Source organism: Burkholderia sp. NLJ2 (assembly GCF_049487195.1).
Taxonomy (GTDB): Bacteria; Pseudomonadota; Gammaproteobacteria; order Burkholderiales; family Burkholderiaceae; genus Burkholderia; species Burkholderia pyrrocinia.
Map to the genome: position 1 here is coordinate 1,795,442 of NZ_CP137810.1, position 19,436 is coordinate 1,814,877.

Here is a 19,436-nt window from a genome sequence, read left to right on the forward strand (position 1 = left end):
CCCCACACGACAACCGAAACCGGAGACACAGATGAACAAGCCAGCCATCGACGCACTGCTGAAGACCTTCGACGACGCCGCCGAGAAACCCGGCAACCCGCGCGTGCGCGCGATCGTCAACCGGATCGTGAAGGACATCTGCTACACGATCGAGGACTTCGACGTGCAGCCGAGCGAGTTCTGGACGGCCCTCAACTACCTGAACGAAGCCGGCCGCGAATTCGGACTGATCGCCGCGGGCCTCGGCCTCGAGCGCTTCCTCGACGTGCGGATGGACGAGGCCGAGGAAAAGGCCGGCATCCAGGGCGGTACGCCGCGCACGATCGAAGGACCGCTGTATGTCGCCGGTGCGCCGGAATCGGTCGGCCATGCGCGCCTCGACGACGGCACCGCTCCGGGCCAGACGCTCATCATGCGCGGCCAGGTGCTCGGCACCGACGGCGCGCCGCTCGCGAATGCGCTGGTCGAGGTATGGCACGCGAACCATCTCGGCAATTATTCGTACTTCGATCAATCGCAGCCCGCGTTCAACCTGCGCCGCTCGATCCGCACCGATGCCGAAGGCCGCTACAGCTTCCGCAGCGTGCTGCCGGTCGGCTACAGCGTGCCGCCGGGCAGCAAGACCGAGCAGCTGCTCGACCAGCTGGGCCGCCACGGCCATCGTCCGGCGCACATTCACTTCTTCGTTTCGGCGGACGGTTATCGTAAGCTGACGACGCAGATCAACATCGAAGGCGATCCGCACATCTGGGACGACTTCGCATTCGCGACCCGCGAAGGGCTGATCCCGAAGGTCAAGCAGGCCGAAGGCGCGGAAGGCAAGCCGTACGGTGTCGACGGGCAGTTCGCGCTGATCGACTTCGATTTCTCGCTGCTCAAGGAAAAGCAGGACGTACCGGCGAGCGAAGTCGAGCGAGCGCGCGCGCAAGCCTGAGCGGCCTTCCCGTTCGACGAATCGATAACGCAAGGAGTGCAGGATGCTGTTTCATGTGGAAATGACGGTCCGTCTGCCGGCGGACATGGATCCGGTCAAGGCGGCAACGCTGAAGGCGGAAGAAAAGGCGATGTGCCAGCGGCTGATGAACGAAGGGATCTGGCGACATCTGTGGCGGATCGCGGGGCGCTATGCGAACGTCAGCATTTTCGATGTCGAGAGCGTGCAGCAACTGCATGACCTGCTCAGTCAATTGCCGCTGTTTCCGTATATGGAGCTCGAGGTGCGGGCGCTGTGCCGGCATCCGTCTTCGGTGCGGGAAGACGATCGGTAAATCAAGGTGAATCGCGGCCGTTACCCACGACCGCGAGACAGGCGACACTGGTAGCCGGCGATTTCTCGCAGGGCGCCCGTGTCGTTTTGCATTCCGCGGTAGCGGGTGCCGCACCGCATCGGGATGCGCGGCATCTGTCACGCGGCCAGATGCGCCGCAAACCCCGCCTTCCCCGGCGCGACCTCCTCCTTCAGCGTCAACCCCGGAATCTCGTAATCGCCCGCGTTCTGCCGCCGGAACGGAATCGGCTGCGTGGTCCACAGATCGTCGAGACGCCTGCCGAGCGCCGCGCGCGTTCCCTCGAAGCGCGCGTCGTTCATCTTTCCCGTCCGGTAGATCACGAACGGCGGCAGCACGTCGAAACCCGGGTAATACAGAATCCCGTGCTGGATCGGAAACAGCACGTCGTCGATCGGCCCGTTGATGCCGCGCGGGCTGTAGTGCGATTCCCACCCGCCCGCCGTGACGATCACCATCGCCCGCTTGCCGGCAAGCGAACCTTCGCCGTAGCGGTTACCCCAGCGCGTATCCGAATGCTCGCCGACGCCATAGGCAAAACCGTACGCATACACACGCTCGACCCAGCCCTTCATGATCGCCGGCATCGAGAACCACCACAGCGGAAACTGCAGGATCACCGCATCGGCCCACTTCAGCTTGTCCTGCTCGCGCGCGATGTCTTCGCTTTGCGTGCCCGTCGCGAACGCGTGCTTCGAGTCGAGCGACGGATCGAAACGCGCATCGGGCGCACGATCGGTCACGTCGTTCGCGTCGAACGCCGCCTTCCAGTTCATCGCATAGAGGTCGGTCACCTGCACGCTGTGGCCCGCCGCTTCGAGATGCTCGACGGCAAAGTCGCGTAGCGCGCCGTTCAGCGAACGCGGTTCGGGATGGGCATAAACGATCAGCACATTCATGTTCGTCACTCCGTTGATTGAATGACTGCAGGATGCCGCCGCCGAAGGTATATTTGAAATGAATTCCTGATATTCCAGGTATAGCCATGAATAATCTCAGACGACTCGACCTGAACCTGCTCGTCACGCTGGACGTGCTGCTCGTCGAGCACAACGTCACGCGCGCGGCCGAGAAGCTGAACATGTCGCAACCGTCGGTCAGCGTGCAGTTGCAGAAACTGCGCGACCTGTTCGGCGACCCTCTGCTGCTGCCGGGGCCGCGCGGGATGCGGCCGACCGCGCGCGCGGAAGCGCTGCGCGAGCCGTTGCGGGACGCGCTGGAAGCCGTCGAACGCGCGGTGATTCCCGCCACGCCGTTCGATCCCGCGACCGCGACGAACACGTGGCGCGTGGCCGCGACCGACTACGGCGAATCGACGATCGTGCTGCCCGCGCTGAACACGCTGCGGGCGGCCGCGCCCGGTACGCGGCTGGCCGTCGTCGAGCTCGTGCCGCCGCGCATCGAGCAGGATGCGGAGCGCAACGGCATCGACCTGGCCTTCCATACGACCGAGGGCTCGCCGGCCGGCATGCGGCGCCTGCCGCTGTTCGTCGAGCGATACGTGCTCATCGGCCGCGCCGGGCATCCGAAGCTGAAGCGGCGCCCCACGCTCGCGCAGTTCGGCGCGCTGGAACACGTGATCGTGTCGCCCGACGGCGGCGGCTTCTTCGGCGTGACGGACGAAGCGCTCGCGAAAGTTGGCGCCACGCGGCGCGTCGTGCTGTCCGTGCCGCATTTCCTGTTCGTGATGTCGGCCGTCGCCAGCACCGATCTCGTCGCGATGCTGCCCGAGCGGCTCGTGCGCGACGTGCCTGCGCTGCGCGTCGTGGAAGCGCCGGTCGAGGTGCCCGGCTATGAAATGTCGATGCTGTGGCACGAACGCGTGCATCGCGATCCGGCGCATCGGTGGCTGCGGGAGACGATTGCGGCATCGGTATAAGCCAACGACGGCGGCCGGATTCGGCACGGCGGGGAACAGCGTGCCGGACGGCGCCCGATTGCCGGTTTCGGCCGCCTTCGCCAGGGCCGCCCGGCCCTGCTGCAAGATTCTTCATTCGGGACTTGAAACCGCCTCGAACACTGTATATATTTACAGTGCTTTTGCACCATTTGACCCGAATTCCGTCACCCATCGACGGACGGATTTTTGTGAGGCGACCATGTTCCAGTCATCCGCATTCGATCCCGAGCAACCCGGTTTCAACCCGATCCACTTCGAGCGCGCCGCGCGGCAGGCGGTCGTCGATCTTCAACGCGTCGTCGGCGCCCCCGCGCAGCGGGCGCTCGGCCTGCGGCGGCGCAGCCATCCGGCCGCGGTCCGCACGATGAGCTGGCAGGCGCTGTTGAATGTCGAGGAGCTTGCGTTCTCGAACGCCGGTTTCCTGAACCGCAACGATCCGACCGTCGTCGATGCATTCATCCGGCTGCGCGACAGCCGAATGGTCGCGGCGGACATCGAGGAAGCCGTCGACTGGAAGCGCGACGACGACGATCTGCCTGCCGTCTATCTGATCGTCAAGGCGATGCTCGAAGCGGAAGAGACAGAGGCACAGCGCGTCGAGATGGAATGACCCCGGCGGCCGGCGCGGCCTTCCGGTCAGGGCCGCGCCGGCGCGAGCGCCGAATCCTGGGACAGCGCATGCCATCGCGGCCACGCGTAGCCGCGCCATCGAGCGATCAGAGCCGCGCCGCGAGCCGCGCGCCCTGATCGATCGCGCGCTTCGCATCGAGTTCGGCGGCCAGTTCCGCGCCGCCGATCAGGTGCACCGAGCGCCCGGCCGCCTGCAGCGGCGCAAGCAACGCGCGCTGCGGCTCCTGCCCCGTGCAGAGCACGATCGTGTCGGCTTCGATCAGCTCGTGATCGGTGCGTTGCTCGCCGTACGACACGTGCAGCCCGCGCGCATCGATTCGCTCGTAGTTCACGCCGCCGATCATCTTCACCTGCTTCATCTTCAGCGTCGCGCGGTGAATCCAGCCAGTCGTCTTGCCGAGCCCCTTGCCGAGCGGCGCGGCCTTGCGCTGCAGCAGCGTCACTTCACGCGCGGGCGCCGCAACCTGCGCACGCGTCACGCCACCGCGCGTCGCGGCCGGGTCGGTCACGCCCCACTCGGCCTTCCACTCTTCCAGATCGAGTGCCGGCGACTCGCCGTCCTGTACCAGATACTCGGCGACATCGAAGCCGATCCCGCCCGCGCCCACCACCGCGACACGCCTGCCGACCGGCTGCTTGCCCGCGAGCACGTCGATATAGCTGAGCACGTTCGGCCCGTCCTGCCCGGGAATCTTCGGGTCGCGCGGCGCGACGCCGGTCGCAAGCACGATCTCGTCGTAGCCGCCCGCGATCAGGTCGCTCGCGTCGACGCGGCGGTTCAGGTGCAGGTTCACGCCGGTCAGCTCGACCTGGCGACCGAAGTAGCGCAGCGCTTCATGAAACTCTTCCTTGCCCGGAACCTGCTTCGCCATGTTGAACTGGCCGCCGATCTCGGCGGCGCCGTCGAACAGGTCGACCTGGTGGCCGCGCTGCGCGAGCACGGTCGAGCATGCGAGCCCGGCCGGCCCCGCGCCGACCACCGCGATGCGCTTCGGCTGCTGCGCGGGCGTGTATTTCAGCTCCGTCTCGTGGCACGCGCGCGGGTTCAGCAGGCACGACGCAATCTTGTTCTTGAACGCGTGATCGAGACACGCCTGGTTGCAGCCGATGCAGGTGTTGATCTCGTCGGCGCGGCCCTGCGCGGCCTTGACGACGAACTCGGCATCCGCGAGCAGCGGGCGCGCCATCGACACCATGTCCGCGCAGCCGTCCGCGAGGATCTGCTCGGCCACTTCCGGCCGGTTGATCCGGTTGGTCGTCACGAGCGGAATGCCGACTTCGCCCTTCATCTTCTTCGTCACCCACGCGAACGCGCCGCGCGGCACCGACGTCGCGATCGTCGGCACGCGCGCCTCGTGCCAGCCGATCCCCGTGTTGATGATCGTCGCGCCCGCGCGCTCGACGGCCTTCGCAAGCTGCACCGTTTCGCTCCAGTCGCTGCCGTCCGGAATCAGGTCGAGCATCGACAGCCGGTAGATCAGGATGAAATCGCGGCCGACCGCTTCGCGCGTGCGCTCGATGATCTCGATCGGCAAGCGGATGCGGTTCTCGTACGAACCGCCCCACCGGTCGGTGCGCTTGTTCGTATGCATCGAGATGAACTGGTTGATCAGGTAGCCCTCGGAGCCCATGATCTCGACGCCGTCGTAGCCGGCTTCGCGCGCGAGCTTCGCACAGCGGACGAACGCGCGAATCTGCCGCTCGACGCCGCCCGCGCTCAGTTCGTGCGGCGCGAACGGCGAAATCGGCGACTTGATCTTCGACGGCGCGACCGCGAACGGGTGGTAACCATAGCGGCCCGTATGCAGGATCTGCAGCGCGATCTTGCCGTCCTCGGCATGCACGGCGCCGGTGATCTCGCGATGCCGCCGCGCGGCGGCCGACGTCATCAGCGTGCCGCCGAACGGCTTGGTCCAGCCGGCCACGTTCGGCGCGAAGCCGCCCGTCACGATCAGGCCGACGCCGCCGCGTGCGCGTTCGGCGAAATATTCAGCGAGCCGCGGCAGCGTCTTGCGGCTGTCCTCGAGGCCCGTGTGCATCGAGCCCATCAGCACGCGGTTCTTCAGCGTCGTGAAGCCGAGATCGAGCGGCGCGAGCAGGTGGGGAAAGGGGGTCGTCATGATGATCCTGCCAGTAAGCGATGCCTGCCATCGTAGGCGCGCGCCGCCTTGAACGTGAGGGGGCAAACAGCCATAATGCTTGTCATTTCCGGCCAAAATGACATGACCTCCCCACTCGCCAAGGACCGCCTCGGGCTGCGCCGGCCGACGATTCCGGTCGCCTATACGCGTCTGCTGCTGCAGGCGCTGGCCGCGCGCGGCGTCGACCTGGCCGCCGTGCGTGCCGGCACGGGCCTGCGCGACGCGGTGCTGGCCGAACCCGACGCGCGCGTCGCGCCGTCGCAATGGGGGCGGCTCGTGCTCAACGCGATCGAGATCGGCGGCGATCCGGGCATCGGGCTCGCGTTCGGGCTGTTGCTCAAGCCGACCGTGCACGGCTTTCTCGGTTACGCGACGCTGACCGCGCGGGACATCCGCGAAGCGCTGTCCGTCACGCAACGCTACTTCCGGATGCGCAACCGCCAATATCGGCTGACCTATGCGGAAGACGAACGCGGCGCGACGCTCGAGCTGCACGGCGTGCAGGCCAGCCCCGTGCTGCAGCATCACGTGATGTTCGAATTCGTGCTGACCGGGCTCGCGCAGAACATCTCGCAATGGGCCGGCCGCGCGTCGCCGCCAATCGCGCTGCAATTCATGTGGCCGGAGCCCGCGTATTTCGCGCGCTATCGCGACCAGTTGCCGCCGGTCGAATTCGGTTGCGCGGCAAACGCGCTGTGGATCGCCCGGGACGTGCTCGACTGGCCGCTGCCTCTCGCCGACGAAGTCGCGCACCGGCAGGCGCTCGTGCAGGTCGAGCGCGAGTATGCACAGGTGCGGCAGGAGGAAGGCGATCTGGTCGAACGCGTGCGCGCGGAGCTGGCGCGATCGGCTGGCGTCTATCCGGGGCCTGAAACACTCGCCGACGCGCTGCTCGTCTCGACGCGCACGCTGCGGCGCCGGCTGGAGGAAGCCGGTTCGAGCTATCGGCACTTGCTCGACGAAGCGCGGTTTCGCGACGCGAAGCAGTTGCTCGCCGCGTCGGATCTCGACCTGAAGACGATCGCCGAGCGGCTGCAATTCACCGACCCGGCGAATTTCACGCGCGCGTTCCGGCGCTGGGCCGGGCAGACGCCGAGCGCGTATCGGGAAGCGGCCGGCGACCCGTCGCACGAGTAAATCGGCTGGCTGGCGCGCGATGCGTCAGCCGCCGAGATAGATCCGCGCACCGCCATCCCCGTCGCCCGCCTCGATCCGCACCTCGCCGGTTGCGGCGACGATCGCGTCATACACGTCATCGGTCACGCACACCACCGGCACCGCGATCGCATACAGCTCGGCGGCGACGATCGCGCCGATCGAGATGATCAGGTCGCGCTCCTTCAGCACGATCCCGACGGGCCCCGTGCCGTTGCGCACGGCTTCCGCGAGCACGCTGCTGCTCGAACTCGAACCCTTCGCGTGCGGCATCACCATCACCTTGCCGGCGAGACTCGCGCCGGCCTGCGGATGCCCGCGATCGACGATCCTGCCCGCGCCCGAATCGTAGCCGCCCCAGAAGCTGAGCGGCTTGTCGAGCACGAACGCGCCCGCGCATGCACTGCCCGGCACGAGCGTGTCGCCCGTCAGACCTTTGCCCGTCGCGTCAGTCATCGAATCGCACCTTTCCTTCGTACGCCGACCGCACGCATTCGCGCATGCTGCCGTACGCGACCGTCACGCCGATATTCGCGGGCGCATACGACGCCCATTTCCCCGAGTTGGTCATCACCAGCCCCGACAGTTGCTTCATCACCGGCGTAATGTACGTGCAGGTGTCGACGACGATCTGGATGCCGCGCGCGGCGAACTTGTCCGCGAGGCAGGCTTCGCCCAGCTCCCACAAAATGAAGCGGCTCGTGTTCACGTAGAAATCGCAGGCCGGCTTGCCGTCGAACGTGTCGAGCAACGTATCGAGCGTGCGGAATTCGGCCAGCGAGAAATGCGGCGTGCCGAGCGCCACCGCGACGAGTGCGTCGCCGGCCGCGCCGTGGTTCAGCGTGCGGCGAATCTCGTCGAGGTCGGCCATCGCGACGTCGACCGTGCGTTGCGCCGCGCGGCCGTGCAATGCGGCGTCGAGCGTCGGCGCCTCGGGCGTCACGCCCACCGCATGGAACAGCGCGACGGCCCCGCTCGACGCGGCGGCCGCACCCAACGCCTTGAGTTCGTCTTCGGTGGTATCCGCCGGCAGCCCGACGATCGCCGGCACGATCGCGCCCGCGATTTTTCCGATCAGCAAACCAAGCGCGGCGAAATAGATATCGCGCGACGGCAGGCCGCTGAAGTCCGGCGCGTTGAACACGATCCGCGCGGCACGGTTCGCTTCGACATGCAAACCCGCATACGGCGCGCGCCCGGTGATCGCGGCGGCCAGATCGAGAAAATCGCCGTATCGGCTCGTGCGCGCGCCGAGCACCGAGTTCGCGAACACGATCGCATTCGATTCGGCCCACGCGATCTGCTCGCCTTTCGCGGGACGGTTCTTCAACTGATACGGCGCGCACGTGAAGCTCGATTCGCAACCGAGTTGCAGATGCGCGTCCATCAGGCGCTGCGCATCGCGCTGGATCGTGCGATCGCCGTGGTACAGCTCGGGATGGATCAGGTCGAGCGACCCGACGTTCAACGTGGTCGGCACCGCGACCTTCGCACCTGTGTCGACGAAATACTCGACGAAATCGAGACTGGTCTGGCCGTGATAAAGACAGCCGTCGATATGCGCGGACGTGATGTCGATCAAGTGCGGCGCGGACATCACGTCGGCCGTGCGCGTGACGATCCGCATCGCTCGCGCGACGCCGTCGCCGAAATCCCCGCGCAACATCGCGTCGTCGCGGTCGCTCAACTGCAGCATCGGTTGCTCCTCGTGACTCGTGCCGGCGGCGCCGGCCCGTGAAATCCGTCAGAGGACTCTACAACTGGAAATAAAAACTGTCCAGATCACCATCCATCCGGACAGCTTGAAAACCAATTCTCGGTCGCGGATGCCACGCTTCCGTGCTTCGAACACCGCCGAAGCGTCCGATGGCTCGAATTGCGCTCCAGTTCGTCGCAACGCGCGAGCCACCTGCTGCCCGCCTAGCGTTCCGCGGTAAGGCTGAACAGTTCATCGCGCAGTGCCTTAGCGCGCCCCTGGCCGAACTGCGTCTCGAATTCGTCCTGCGCAGCCTGCCACGCGACCAACGCCCGCGCGAACGTGCTTTCGCCGAGCTTCGTGAGGCTCAGCGCATGCGCGCGCGCATCGTGCTCGGACGCGGCCGTCGCGACAAAGCCGTCGCGCTGCAACGGCTTCAGCGCGCGCAGCAGCGTCGTGCGATCCATCACGAGCGACTCGGCGAGTTCGCTCATCAGCAGGCCGGGCCGACGGGTCAGGTTCGCCATGATCGAGAACTGCGCGGGCGTGACGCCGACCGGGGCCAGGTGGCGTTCGTACAATTGCGTGACGAATCGCGCCGCCTGACGCAGCGCGAGGCAGTTGCACGCTTGGGCAATCTGGATGTCGTTCATGCTCCGCAATTTATATGTGCATATGCATAAAGTCAATGTACACTCCGCCGTAACGAGGCCGCTGGCCGGATGGGTAGGTTCGGCGTTCCGCCATCGCGTCAAGGAGACGGACATGGACTACATCGACAAGCTGCGGATCTTCCGGTCGGTGGTGGAGATGCGCAGCTTCACGCGCGCCGCCGACATGCACGGCCTCGCGCGGCCTGTCGTGTCGCGTGCCGTCGCGGATCTGGAGGCGCGCTTCGGCAGCCGGCTGCTGCACCGGACCACGCGCCAGGTGTCGCTGACCGAAACCGCCGAGCGCATCTACGAGCGCTGCGCGGCCGTGCTCGACGAGCTCGACGCGCTCGAAGTGGAAGCGCAGACGCAGACGCGCGAACCCGAGGGCCTGCTGCGCCTCGTCGCGCACACGACGGCCGCGCTGAACCGGCTCGTGCCGCTGATCGCCGGCTTCAAGAGCGCGCATCCGAAGGTGCGCCTCGACGTCACGTTGACCGAGCGCCCCGTCGATCTCGTCGGCGAAGGCTACGACATCGGCATCGTCGTGCCGTACATGCTGACGAGCGAGACAACCATCGTGCGGCTGGTCGAGCGCATTCCGGTCGTGATCGTCGCGACGCCCGCGTATCTGAGCGCGCATTCGCGCCCCGAGACGCCGGCCGACCTGGCCGATCATCCGTTCGTGCCGATATCGCCGTCGCTGCGCCGGCCCGCGCTGTCGTTCCGCGTCGACGGCGACACGCTGACCGTGCCGTACCGCTTCGACATCTCGTCGAACAGCCCCGTCTTCAACCGCGAAATGGTGATGCACGACTTCGGCATCGGCGTCGTGCCGAGAACGCTCGTCGAAGCCGAACTCGCGTCGGGCGCACTCGTGCAGTTGCTGGAGGGCGCCGATCTCGTCGACGCGTTCGTCGAGATCAAGCTCGCGTACGCGAACCGCGCGCTGCTGCCCGCGAAGGTGAAGGCGTTCATCGACTACACGGCCGCCTATTGCGACCGCGTGGGCCGGATCGTTCCGGCCGCGGCCTGATCCGGCGCGCGAACGCGCCGGCCTGACGCCGATTGGTACAGCCACGACACCAATCTGATCTTGCTCCACCCATCGCTTCGCCCCGCCCCGCGCCCTAACATGTGCACATGCACAAGACCACGCTAACCGATGACGATTGCTTCGCGGTCCGGCAAGCCGCTCGCCGGATCTCGCAGTTCTACGAGCGTTACCTGTCGCGGGCGGGCGTCACGCCGTCGCAGTACAGCATTCTCGCGCTGCTGCGCGAGCGGCCGGGCCTGACGATGGCGACGCTGTCGGCCGTGCTGGTGATCGAACGCACCGCGCTGCTGCGCGCGCTCAAGCCGCTCGTCGGCGCGGCGCTGGTGACGGGCCGGATCGAGCCGCCGTGCCGCGGCCAGACGTTCGCGCTGACCGAGCACGGCGAAACGAAGGTCGCCGACGCGCACGTGCACTGGCTCGCCGCGCAGGAAGCGTTCGAGCGGTGTTTCGGGTCGACGCAGGCGGCCCGTCTCAGAGACGAATTGTTCCGGATCACGCACAACCTGCCGGAGCGCTAACCCCTTCCCCGATCGACGCGATGTCGTCGGTCGTTTTGATAAGTGCATATACATAGGTGAATCGATGGAAACGACCCAGGAAGCCACTGCCTCCCGCGAGGCAGTCACAATCGACCGGCCCGCGAAGCAGCAACGCCGCGTGCCGTGGATGCGCATCGCGGTGATCGCCGTCGTTGTCGTGGTGGCTGCGGCCGCGCTCGACTGGCTGTTCGTGCTGCGCTTTCAGGAGAGCACCGACGATGCCTATGTCGGCGGCGACGTGACCGTGCTCGCGCCGAAGGTCAACGGTTTCGTCGACCGGATTCTCGTAACCGACAACCAGCGCGTGAAGGCCGGCGACGTGCTCGTGCAGCTCGATGCGCGCGACTTCGATGCGAAGCTCGCGCAGGCCAGCGCCGAAGTCGACAGCGCGCGCTCCGCCGTGGCCGAACTCGAAGCAAAGCAGCAACTGCAATACGCGGTGATCGGCCAGCAAGCGGCCGACAAGAGCGCATCGTCGGCCGAATTGACGCGCGCCGCATCGGACCGCGTGCGCTACCGCGAGCTCGTGAAATCCGATGCCGTGTCGAACCAGATCGTCGAGCGCGCGGACGCCGATTATTCGAAGGCCGGTGCGGCCGTCGAACGCAGCGACGCCGCGCTGCTCGCGTCGAAGCGGCAACTCGACGTGCTCGGCGCGCAGCTCGCCGATGCGCGGGCCCGCGTGAACACCGCGCTCGCCGCGCAACGCGTTGCTGCACTCAACGTCGAATACACGACGATCCGCTCGCCGGTCGACGGCTACGTCGGCAACCGCACGGGCCGCGTCGGGATGCTCGCGAACGTCGGCGTGCCGCTGCTGACGGTCGTGCCGGCTTCCGGGCTGTGGATCGACGCGAACTTCAAGGAAGACCAGCTGCGCAAGATGCGCGCGGGCGATCGCGTCGACGTGTCGCTCGATGTGTCGAGCACGCGCCTGCACGGCCGCGTCGACAGCGTCGCACCCGCGACCGGCGCGACCTTCAGCGTGCTGCCGCCGGAGAACGCGACCGGCAACTTCACGAAGATCGTCCAGCGCGTGCCCGTGCGCGTGCACCTCGATCCGCAGCCGGGCCTCGATCACGTGCTGCGCCCCGGCCTGTCCGCGGTCGTGACCGTGCATACCGACCACGCGAACTGAGCGGGAGCCGACCATGACCACCGCGTTTTCCGGCGACCCCGCGTCGCAACCCACCAAGCAGCGCGTGTTCGCGTTCGCGCTGATGTGCGTCGGCTTCTTCATGGCGACGCTCGACATCCAGATCGTCGCGTCGTCGCTGCGCGACATCGGCGGCGGCTTGTCCGCGAGCCAGGACGAGCTGTCGTGGGTGCAGACGGCCTACCTGATCGCCGAGATCATCGTGATCCCGATGTCGGGCTGGCTGTCGAAGGTGATGTCGACGCGCTGGCTGTTCGTCGCGTCGGCCGTCGGCTTCACGATCACCAGCATGCTGTGCGGGCTCGCGTGGGACATCAACTCGATGATCCTGTTTCGCGGGCTGCAGGGCGCGCTCGGCGCCGCGATGATCCCGACCGTGTTCACCACCGCGTTCGTGCTGTTCCCCGGCAAGCAGCGGCTGATCGCGTCGACGACCATCGGCGCGCTCGCATCGCTCGCGCCGGCGATCGGCCCCGTGATCGGCGGCTGGATCACCGACCAATGGTCGTGGCACTGGCTGTTCTACCTGAACCTCGTGCCGGGTATCGCCGTGGCCGCGCTCGTGCCGCGCTACGTGCATATCGACGAACCCGACCTGAGCCTCATCAAGCGCGGCGACTATCTCGGCATCGTGCTGATGTCGGGCTTCCTCGGCTGCCTCGAATACGTGCTGGAAGAAGGCCCGCGCAAGAACTGGTTCGGCGACGATGCGATCGTCATCTGCGCATGGGTCTCCGGCATCTGCGGCTTCCTGTTCATCGTGCATGCACTGACCGCGGAAGATCCGATCGTCGACCTGCGCGCGCTCGCCGTGCGCAACTTCGGGATCGGCAGCCTGCTGTCGTTCGTGACCGGCATCGGGATCTTCGTGACCGTGTTCCTCACGCCGCTGTTTCTTGCGCAGGTGCGCGCGTTCAGCTCGCTGCAGATCGGCATGGCGTTGCTGTCGGTCGGCGCATTCCAGTTGCTCGCGCTTGGCGTGTATGCGTTCGCCGCACGCTACTTCAGCATGCGTGCGCTGCTCGTGTTCGGGCTGATCTGCTTCGGCCTCGGCTGCTACCTGTACACGCCGATCACGCACGACTGGGGCTGGCGGGAACTGCTGCTGCCGCAGGCGCTGCGCGGGATCGGCCAGCAGTTCAGCGTGCCGCCGATCGTGACGATGGCACTCGGCTCGCTGCCGCAGTCGCGGCTGAAATCGGCGAGCGGCCTGTTCAACCTGATGCGCAATCTCGGCGGTGCGATCGGCATCGCGGTGAGCGCGACGATGCTCAACGACCGGCTGAACTTCCACTACCTGCGCCTGAACGAGCATGTGAGCGCAGGCGAGCCGCAGATCGCGTCGCTGCTCGACCACCAGGCCGCGTACTGGACGGCTGTTGCGGGCAATACGCTGAATACCGCGCAGGCGGGGCTCTCGAACCTGCATCGGCTGATTTATCGCGAAGCGCTGACACTGACCTATGCGGATGCGTATTACGTGCTGTCGCTGTGCTTCGTCGTCGCGCTGCTTGCCGTCGTGTTTTCCAAACCCATTACGTTGAACGCGCCGCCGCCGGACGCGCACTGAGATCCTCATCATGAAAAAGCTACTCGTCGCGCTGGCTGTCAGCGCATTCGCCGCCGGCTGTGCAGTGCAGCCCGCGCAGCATCCCGCGCTGCACGAATCCGTTCAGACGCTCGCGCCCACCGCATGGGACACCGACGTGCCGCGCGCGGATATCGACGCCGCCGCATGGTGGGCGCAATTCCACGATCACGTGCTCGACCGGCTGATCGCGACCGTGCTCGACGGCAACCTTGATCTGCAGGCCGCCGCCGAACGCGTGAAGCAGGCGCAGGCGTTGACCGTGCAGAAGCGTGCGGCGCTGCTGCCCGAACTCGACGCGACTGCGCACGCGGCCGACGCGCGGCAGAACACACCGCCGCCGCTCGGCTATGTGCGACAGGCCGGCGTGGGGCTCGCGCTGAGCTGGTCGCCCGATGTGTTCGGCGGCGAACGGCTCGATCTGCTCGCCGCGCAAGCCGAACTCGTCGGACAGAAACACGCGGAAGATGCGATGCGGCTCGCGCTCGCGGCCGATGCGGCGTCCGCGTATGTCGATCTGCGCTGGGCGCAGCAGGAACTGAAGATCCTGCAGGACAACGCGAAGATCCGGCAGCACGCGCTCGAACTCACGCGCAAGCGTCAGGCGTTCGGGCTGTCGACGGAACTCGACGTCACGCGCGCGCAGAACCAGCTCGATGCGCTCGAAGCACGGATTCCGCCGACGCAGGCGCAGATTTCGCATCAGCTCAATCTGATTGCCGTGTATTCGGGGCGGACGCCGGAATCGGTCGATCGGCTCGTGCTGGCGCAAGCGGGTGAGATTCCCGCGCCGCCGGTTGGCGCGCCGGGGACGTTGCCTTCGCAGGCGTTGTTGCGGCGGCCTGATGTGCTGACGGCTTATGCGCAGGTCGAGCGGCGTGCGGCGCAAGTGGGTGTTGCGAAGGCCGAGCGGTATCCGAAGTTTTCGCTGAATTTGGCAGACGGGATTCTGGCGGCGTCGTATCTCGGGTTGCCTACGTTGACCGACAACTTGTTCAGCGCGGCGTTGAGTGCGACGAGTCCGATCTTCAACGCAGGGCGTATTACCGCCGATATCACGCAGAGCGAAAGCCGGATGCGCGAGTCGGAACTCGGGTTAAGGCAGACGATGCTGCAAGCGTTGAGGGAAGTCGAGGATGCGCGTGCGAATCTCGTCAGTTCCGATGAGGCAACGCGGCGGCTCGATAGCGCATTGGCGGCTTCCGACAAGGCGCTTGGGTTGGCGAATCAGCTCTATAAGGGCGGTGCGACTGATTTTCTGGATGTGCTGTCGGCGCAGGAGGTTTATCTAAGGGACTCGGATTCGCTCAATCAGGTCAAGCGCGAGCATGCGCTGGCGGCGGTCGCGCTTTATCGGTCGCTTGGGGGTGGGTGGAGCCGGAATGATGCGGCGGGTGGGCCGGAGGTGGAGGCGGTAGCGAAGAACTGAGCGGAATCACGATACGGCGCCGGCTTCGACACTCGCCGGCGCGCCGCTCGTCAGCCGCACGATGAGGATCGGGCCGAGCACATTCATGGTGACCATCTGTTCTTCGGTAAACCGGCTCTTCTTCATGACTTCCTTTTCTCCATTGGAAGCCATTCTCTCTGTTTCAACTGGTCCGAAAATCCCCCGGGGCGGGTCACTCACATGCCCGAACAGGACGACTATCCCACACGGCGTCGTTCCCGGCCGCAGGTTGCACGATTGAAACATTTCTAGATAAATCACAGCAATTGGGCGCGCAGGAATCGAATGCCTGCCGTCGACGCAAAGCTGCGCCATACGTGTGTTTCCTTGCTGCGCGCGGGACTTGGAGAATCAGCGCGTCCTTCTGGAGTTTCAGAACTGAAACAACGTTGGGGTCCGAACGTTGCCTCACATCGCCTATCGATCGCTCGGCCCCGTGGTCATTGAGCCACCGCGTGCTGGTCCACTCCTTGCTCACGTGTTTCGCACACATCCAAGCCGCACGGCCGTACAGCCCAGTGCAGGCAACGAACAACCAAAACGCAGTCGGGGAAATCATGTCCAAGTACGCTACGGCTGCCATGCGGCTGCCTTCTCGTATCACCCCTCCGTACACGTTGATTGAGCCGCGCTCACGCGCGCGGTGAGAACTCGATACACGACGTGTTCGGGGGTACGTATGAAATGCAGAAAAGACTTGCATTCGCCACCTTCAAGGCTGGCATGCATCACCGGCGTATTGCCGCTTCCTTCTGGTGCGACAGCGGAGGTCGAGCCCGGCTGGCCAACGCACACCGCGGCACTGTCGCAGCGAGCGTTGCAACTTTTGAATGACGGGCACTTTGAGCAAAGTGCCGAGTGCGCGAGGCAGGCCATCTCTGTCGATCAGGGCTGCGGCTTCCTGCGTCTGCTCCTGGGCGTGGCATTGAACCAAGGTGGCCGACCACGCGAGGCGCTCGAGGAGTTCACGCTGGCCGCCGCGCTCGCGCCTCATGATCCGCAGATACGCTACAACCTTGCCGTTGCCCTGCACGAATCCGGGCAGCAAGAACTCGCGATGTATGAGTATCGCGCCTGCTTGGAAAGAGATCCGGATTGTGCCAATGCGTTATGGAATTACGGCGAGCTTCTCCGGCTCCGGGAGCATTTCGGCAAGGCGCTCGAATGCTTTGACCGACTGGCTCACCTCGAGGGCAGATTGCGCGACAAGGCGGCACACCGGATGGCCGTGTGCTGCGCTTATCTGGGACTGGATGAGCGTGCCCAGGCCCTGTTCGAGACGCAAATCGCCGACGACAACGATCCGGTCACGCATTGGGAATACGCGCATTTTCTGCTTGGCAGGGGGCGGTTCAGGGACGCCTGGCCACATTATGCGAGGCGTTTCGATGCGGGTAAGGAAATCAGCCTCAAGGGCATGCGCTTTCCGTATTCCGCATGGAGTGGCCAGTTCGAAGCGGGCTCGACGTTGATTGTTTCCGGTGAGCAAGGTGCCGGTGACGAGATCCTGTTTGCCGCGTTTCTGCCGCTGCTGCTGAAGCGGGCGCGATCGACCAATATGCGCGTGGTGGTAGTGTGCCGGCCCGCGCTCGTGCGGCTGTTCCGCGAGAGTTTTCCGTCGGCATTGGTATTGGGGGGAATGGTCACGCAAGCGCCGGATCTTCTCGCAGTTGCTCAACAGTCCTCAAGAATCTGGCAAATCCCGATCGGCGATTTACCTTTGTGGGTGGACAAACCTGAGCCGGTCGCTTATCTGAAGCCCGCGCCAGAGGATCAGCGCACTGCGCGGCAGTTGGTCGCGCAGTCGCGCTCGGGCGAGGGTTGCCGGCATATCGGCATCGTGTGGTCGGCCAATCCCGTCTCGACCGCGTCGAACCGGCTCGCGCGCAGTGTGCCATCGGAGCTGCTGAACGCGTATCTGAAAGACATTGGCTGTGTGCACTTCTATTCGCTGATGCCCACTGAACATCGCGCGGTTCTCGCCGGCGTGCCCGATTTGCCTGTTACCGATCTTTCTCATTTTTTGACCGACTTCAGCCGGACTGCAGCGGCAATGCAGTGTCTGGATGAAATCGTGTCGGTGTGTACGTCGAGCGCCAATCTTGCGGGTGCGCTTGGACTGAAGACACATGTGCTTTTGCAAAAGCATGCCGATTGGCGGTGGTTTGGAGACACCGCCTGGTATCCCGATGTCGTGACATACAGGCAAGAAGCGCGCGCGGACTGGGGAACCTGTCTGCAAGCGCTCTCCGCGAACTGGCGCTGATGAGAACTGGGGGACAACATGAACAAGATCTACAAGTGCATTTTCAGCAGACGGCTGAATCAGATGGTTGCTGTCGCGGAGTGCGTGGCCGGACAGGGGAAGTCAGGCGGGCGAACCCGGGCGGTGCGGCGGGTGCGTGCGGTGGCGGCTGCGGCGTTGGTGGCTGGTGCGTGCATGTCTTTGTCGCAGGTGGGGTGGGCGGACGGCACCTGCCAAAACGGCGGCACCGGCAACAGCAACATTTGTGGAAGTGGTGTGAGCAACAACGCTGGGGCAGGCGGGAGCTACAGCACGTTCTACGGATATCACAGCGGACAAGGCAGTAGCGGAGTCAGCGCCGGTTACAACACGGCAGTCGGGGCCAATTCGGGGAACGGTCTCGCGGGGGACTACAACACGGCCATTGGAGAGGGCGCCGGGCAGAACTTAACCGGAAACGGAAACGTGGCGTTGGGCGTGAATGCAGGTGCTGGAGTCAGTGCGTCCAACACCGTCGCGATCGGCTACGGTGCGACCGGCGCTGGGCAGAACTCGGTGGCAATCGGCGGCAGTGTGACGGCCACTGGGTCAAACAGCGTTGCTTTGGGTTACGGTAGCACCGACGGGGGGCAGAGTAACGTGGTGAGCGTGGGCGCTGGCAGCGGTACGCTGGCAACGCGCAAGATCATCAATGTTACGGCCGGGACCGTGATATCGACGTCAACGGATGCGGTTAACGGCTCGCAGCTTTTCAGCTTGTCGACGTCGGCTTCGACCGGCATCAGCACGGCGCAAAGCGGCGTGAACTCGCTGTCGACGGGGCTGAGCACCACGAACGGCAACGTGACGAGCCTGTCGACTTCGACCTCGACGGGGATCAGCACGGCGCAGAGCGGCGTGAACTCGTTGTCGACGGGTCTGAGCACCACGAACGGCAACGTGACGAGCCTGTCGACTTCGACCTCGACGGGGATCAGTACTGCGCAAAGCGGCGTGAGCTCGTTGTCGACGGGCCTGAACACCATCAACAGCAACGTGACGAGCCTGTCGACTTCGACCGCGACGGGGATCAGCACGGCGCAAAGCGGCGTGAGCTCGTTGTCGACGGGTCTGAACACCACCAACAGCAACGTGACGAGTCTGTCGACTTCGACCTCGACGGGGATCAGCACGGCTCAGAGCGGCGTGAGCTCGCTGTCGACGGGCCTGAACACCACGAACAGCAACGTGACGAGCCTGTCGACTTCGACCGCGACGGGGATCAGCACGGCGCAAAGCAGCGTGAGCTCGTTGTCGACGGGTCTGAACACCACCAACAGCAACGTGACGAGTCTGTCGACTTCGACCTCGACGGGGATCAGCACGGCTCAGAGCGGCGTGAGCTCGCTGTCGACGGGCCTGAACACCACGAACAGTAACGTGACGAGCCTGTCGACTTCGACTTCGACGGGGATCAGCACGGCGCAAAGCGGCGTGAGTTCGTTGTCGACGGGCCTGAACACCACGAACAGTAACGCGGCGAGCCTGTCGACTTCGAGCTCGACGGGGATCAGTACGGCTCAGAGCGGCGTGAGCTCGCTGTCGACGGGCTTGAGCACGGCGAACGGAAAGGTGACGAGCCTGTCGACTTCGACCTCGACGGGGATCAGCACGGCACAAAGCGGTGTGACCTCCCTGTCGACGGGCCTGAACACCACCAACGGCAACGTGACGAGCCTGTCGACTTCGACCTCGACGGGGATCGGCACGGCGCAAAGCGGCGTGACCTCGTTGTCGACGGGCCTGAACACCACCAACAGCAACGTGGCGAGCCTGTCGACCTCGGCTGCGGCCGGCATCAGCACGGCACAAAGCGGCGTGATCTCGTTGTCGACGGGCCTGAACACCACCAACAGCAACGTGGCGAGCCTGTCGACTTCGAGCTCGACGGGGATCAACACGGC

General features: G+C 65.5%; 21 protein-coding genes. 11 read left to right on the forward strand and 10 right to left on the reverse strand.

Annotated features, from left to right (window positions below):
• The first annotated feature begins 31 nt into the window (after positions 1-31).
• Positions 32-934 carry a catechol 1,2-dioxygenase gene (gene catA / locus R9B84_RS30390; RefSeq protein WP_423761165.1) on the forward strand — a complete coding sequence of 301 codons (903 nt, stop codon included), beginning with the start codon at positions 32-34 and terminating at the stop codon, positions 932-934.
• A gap of 43 nt (positions 935-977) precedes the next feature.
• Positions 978-1,268 carry a muconolactone Delta-isomerase gene (gene catC / locus R9B84_RS30395; protein ID WP_034185107.1) on the forward strand — a complete coding sequence of 97 codons (291 nt, stop codon included), beginning with the start codon at positions 978-980 and terminating at the stop codon, positions 1,266-1,268.
• Positions 1,269-1,405: 137 nt separating this feature from the next.
• Here catC and R9B84_RS30400 read toward each other — a convergent pair whose 3' ends face one another.
• On the reverse strand, positions 1,406-2,185 hold the full coding sequence (locus tag R9B84_RS30400; protein WP_423761166.1) for an NAD(P)H-dependent oxidoreductase: 780 nt from the start codon (positions 2,183-2,185) through the stop codon (positions 1,406-1,408).
• 86 nt (positions 2,186-2,271) lie between these two features.
• Between R9B84_RS30400 and R9B84_RS30405 the strand changes: the two genes are divergently transcribed.
• Complete coding sequence (locus R9B84_RS30405) at positions 2,272-3,165, forward strand: LysR family transcriptional regulator (protein WP_423761167.1); 894 nt, start codon at positions 2,272-2,274, stop codon at positions 3,163-3,165.
• A gap of 220 nt (positions 3,166-3,385) precedes the next feature.
• Positions 3,386-3,796 (forward strand): DUF2471 family protein, encoded by a 411-nt coding sequence (locus R9B84_RS30410; RefSeq protein WP_034185087.1) that lies wholly within the window; start codon positions 3,386-3,388, stop codon positions 3,794-3,796.
• 106 nt (positions 3,797-3,902) lie between these two features.
• On the opposite strand, the gene R9B84_RS30415 is transcribed toward R9B84_RS30410, so the two are convergent.
• Positions 3,903-5,936, reverse strand: coding sequence for an FAD-dependent oxidoreductase (locus tag R9B84_RS30415; RefSeq protein WP_423761168.1), 2,034 nt, complete (start codon positions 5,934-5,936; stop codon positions 3,903-3,905).
• Between the two features lie 75 nt (positions 5,937-6,011).
• Between R9B84_RS30415 and R9B84_RS30420 the strand changes: the two genes are divergently transcribed.
• Positions 6,012-7,094, forward strand: coding sequence for an AraC family transcriptional regulator (locus R9B84_RS30420; RefSeq protein WP_423761169.1), 1,083 nt, complete (start codon positions 6,012-6,014; stop codon positions 7,092-7,094).
• Between the two features lie 24 nt (positions 7,095-7,118).
• Here R9B84_RS30420 and R9B84_RS30425 read toward each other — a convergent pair whose 3' ends face one another.
• The 3 genes from R9B84_RS30425 to R9B84_RS30435 all read right to left on the reverse strand — a co-directional run bounded on the left by R9B84_RS30425 (position 7,119) and on the right by R9B84_RS30435 (position 9,461).
• Positions 7,119-7,568, reverse strand: coding sequence for an aconitase X swivel domain-containing protein (locus tag R9B84_RS30425; RefSeq protein ID WP_423761170.1), 450 nt, complete (start codon positions 7,566-7,568; stop codon positions 7,119-7,121).
• Complete coding sequence (locus R9B84_RS30430) at positions 7,561-8,808, reverse strand: aconitase X (RefSeq protein ID WP_423761171.1); 1,248 nt, start codon at positions 8,806-8,808, stop codon at positions 7,561-7,563. Before R9B84_RS30430 ends, R9B84_RS30425 begins: the two co-directional genes overlap by 8 nt.
• A 224-nt stretch (positions 8,809-9,032) precedes the next feature.
• Positions 9,033-9,461 (reverse strand): MarR family winged helix-turn-helix transcriptional regulator, encoded by a 429-nt coding sequence (locus R9B84_RS30435; protein ID WP_423761172.1) that lies wholly within the window; start codon positions 9,459-9,461, stop codon positions 9,033-9,035.
• Positions 9,462-9,573: 112 nt separating this feature from the next.
• On the opposite strand from R9B84_RS30435, the gene R9B84_RS30440 reads away from it, so the two are divergent.
• From R9B84_RS30440 to R9B84_RS30460, 5 genes are all read left to right on the forward strand, one after another.
• Positions 9,574-10,494: a LysR family transcriptional regulator gene (locus tag R9B84_RS30440; protein ID WP_423761173.1), complete on the forward strand. Its 921-nt coding sequence runs from the start codon at positions 9,574-9,576 to the stop codon at positions 10,492-10,494.
• 107 nt (positions 10,495-10,601) lie between these two features.
• Positions 10,602-11,033, forward strand: coding sequence for a MarR family winged helix-turn-helix transcriptional regulator (locus R9B84_RS30445; RefSeq protein WP_423761174.1), 432 nt, complete (start codon positions 10,602-10,604; stop codon positions 11,031-11,033).
• Between the two features lie 64 nt (positions 11,034-11,097).
• Positions 11,098-12,192, forward strand: coding sequence for an HlyD family secretion protein (locus tag R9B84_RS30450; RefSeq protein ID WP_423761175.1), 1,095 nt, complete (start codon positions 11,098-11,100; stop codon positions 12,190-12,192).
• Positions 12,193-12,205: 13 nt separating this feature from the next.
• Positions 12,206-13,780 (forward strand): DHA2 family efflux MFS transporter permease subunit, encoded by a 1,575-nt coding sequence (locus tag R9B84_RS30455; RefSeq protein WP_423761176.1) that lies wholly within the window; start codon positions 12,206-12,208, stop codon positions 13,778-13,780.
• Between the two features lie 10 nt (positions 13,781-13,790).
• Entirely contained in the window at positions 13,791-15,227 is a 1,437-nt protein-coding gene (locus R9B84_RS30460) for an efflux transporter outer membrane subunit (protein WP_423761177.1), read from the forward strand.
• A 6-nt stretch (positions 15,228-15,233) separates the two neighbouring features.
• Here R9B84_RS30460 and R9B84_RS30465 read toward each other — a convergent pair whose 3' ends face one another.
• Positions 15,234-15,563, reverse strand: a complete 330-nt coding sequence (locus R9B84_RS30465; RefSeq protein WP_423761178.1) for a hypothetical protein — start codon at positions 15,561-15,563, stop codon at positions 15,234-15,236.
• Positions 15,564-15,927: 364 nt separating this feature from the next.
• On the opposite strand from R9B84_RS30465, the gene R9B84_RS30470 reads away from it, so the two are divergent.
• Complete coding sequence (locus R9B84_RS30470; RefSeq protein WP_423761179.1) at positions 15,928-17,514, forward strand: tetratricopeptide repeat protein; 1,587 nt, start codon at positions 15,928-15,930, stop codon at positions 17,512-17,514.
• Between the two features lie 587 nt (positions 17,515-18,101).
• On the opposite strand, the gene R9B84_RS30475 is transcribed toward R9B84_RS30470, so the two are convergent.
• Genes R9B84_RS30475 through R9B84_RS30490 form a run of 4 tightly spaced genes read right to left on the reverse strand, consistent with a single transcriptional unit; the run spans position 18,102 to position 19,433 of the window.
• Positions 18,102-18,665 (reverse strand): hypothetical protein, encoded by a 564-nt coding sequence (locus R9B84_RS30475; protein ID WP_423761180.1) that lies wholly within the window; start codon positions 18,663-18,665, stop codon positions 18,102-18,104.
• Between the two features lie 3 nt (positions 18,666-18,668).
• The gene (locus R9B84_RS30480; RefSeq protein ID WP_423761181.1) at positions 18,669-18,857 is read right to left on the reverse strand and encodes a hypothetical protein; all 189 of its coding nucleotides are present in this window, start codon (positions 18,855-18,857) and stop codon (positions 18,669-18,671) included.
• A gap of 3 nt (positions 18,858-18,860) precedes the next feature.
• Positions 18,861-18,998: a hypothetical protein gene (locus R9B84_RS30485; RefSeq protein WP_318654723.1), complete on the reverse strand. Its 138-nt coding sequence runs from the start codon at positions 18,996-18,998 to the stop codon at positions 18,861-18,863.
• Between the two features lie 54 nt (positions 18,999-19,052).
• A complete protein-coding gene (locus R9B84_RS30490) occupies positions 19,053-19,433 on the reverse strand; it encodes a hypothetical protein (protein WP_423761182.1) in 381 nt (126 codons plus the stop codon).
• Positions 19,434-19,436: the final 3 nt, after the last annotated feature.

What these genes read in the sequence shown, in the direction of transcription:
- R9B84_RS30470 (WP_423761179.1), top strand. Translation starts at nt 15,928, where the DNA reads ATGAAATGCAGAAAAGACTTGCATTCGCCACCTTCAAGGCTGGCATGC.
- R9B84_RS30400 (WP_423761166.1), bottom strand. Translation starts at nt 2,185, where the DNA reads ATGAATGTGCTGATCGTTTATGCCCATCCCGAACCGCGTTCGCTGAAC.
- R9B84_RS30420 (WP_423761169.1), top strand. Translation starts at nt 6,012, where the DNA reads ATGCTTGTCATTTCCGGCCAAAATGACATGACCTCCCCACTCGCCAAG.
- R9B84_RS30430 (WP_423761171.1), bottom strand. Translation starts at nt 8,808, where the DNA reads ATGCTGCAGTTGAGCGACCGCGACGACGCGATGTTGCGCGGGGATTTC.
- R9B84_RS30435 (WP_423761172.1), bottom strand. Translation starts at nt 9,461, where the DNA reads ATGAACGACATCCAGATTGCCCAAGCGTGCAACTGCCTCGCGCTGCGT.
- R9B84_RS30460 (WP_423761177.1), top strand. Translation starts at nt 13,791, where the DNA reads ATGAAAAAGCTACTCGTCGCGCTGGCTGTCAGCGCATTCGCCGCCGGC.
- catC (WP_034185107.1), top strand. Translation starts at nt 978, where the DNA reads ATGCTGTTTCATGTGGAAATGACGGTCCGTCTGCCGGCGGACATGGAT.
- R9B84_RS30455 (WP_423761176.1), top strand. Translation starts at nt 12,206, where the DNA reads ATGACCACCGCGTTTTCCGGCGACCCCGCGTCGCAACCCACCAAGCAG.
- R9B84_RS30405 (WP_423761167.1), top strand. Translation starts at nt 2,272, where the DNA reads ATGAATAATCTCAGACGACTCGACCTGAACCTGCTCGTCACGCTGGAC.
- R9B84_RS30445 (WP_423761174.1), top strand. Translation starts at nt 10,602, where the DNA reads ATGCACAAGACCACGCTAACCGATGACGATTGCTTCGCGGTCCGGCAA.
- R9B84_RS30440 (WP_423761173.1), top strand. Translation starts at nt 9,574, where the DNA reads ATGGACTACATCGACAAGCTGCGGATCTTCCGGTCGGTGGTGGAGATG.
- R9B84_RS30425 (WP_423761170.1), bottom strand. Translation starts at nt 7,568, where the DNA reads ATGACTGACGCGACGGGCAAAGGTCTGACGGGCGACACGCTCGTGCCG.
- R9B84_RS30410 (WP_034185087.1), top strand. Translation starts at nt 3,386, where the DNA reads ATGTTCCAGTCATCCGCATTCGATCCCGAGCAACCCGGTTTCAACCCG.
- R9B84_RS30450 (WP_423761175.1), top strand. Translation starts at nt 11,098, where the DNA reads ATGGAAACGACCCAGGAAGCCACTGCCTCCCGCGAGGCAGTCACAATC.
- R9B84_RS30415 (WP_423761168.1), bottom strand. Translation starts at nt 5,936, where the DNA reads ATGACGACCCCCTTTCCCCACCTGCTCGCGCCGCTCGATCTCGGCTTC.
- catA (WP_423761165.1), top strand. Translation starts at nt 32, where the DNA reads ATGAACAAGCCAGCCATCGACGCACTGCTGAAGACCTTCGACGACGCC.
- R9B84_RS30465 (WP_423761178.1), bottom strand. Translation starts at nt 15,563, where the DNA reads ATGGCGCAGCTTTGCGTCGACGGCAGGCATTCGATTCCTGCGCGCCCA.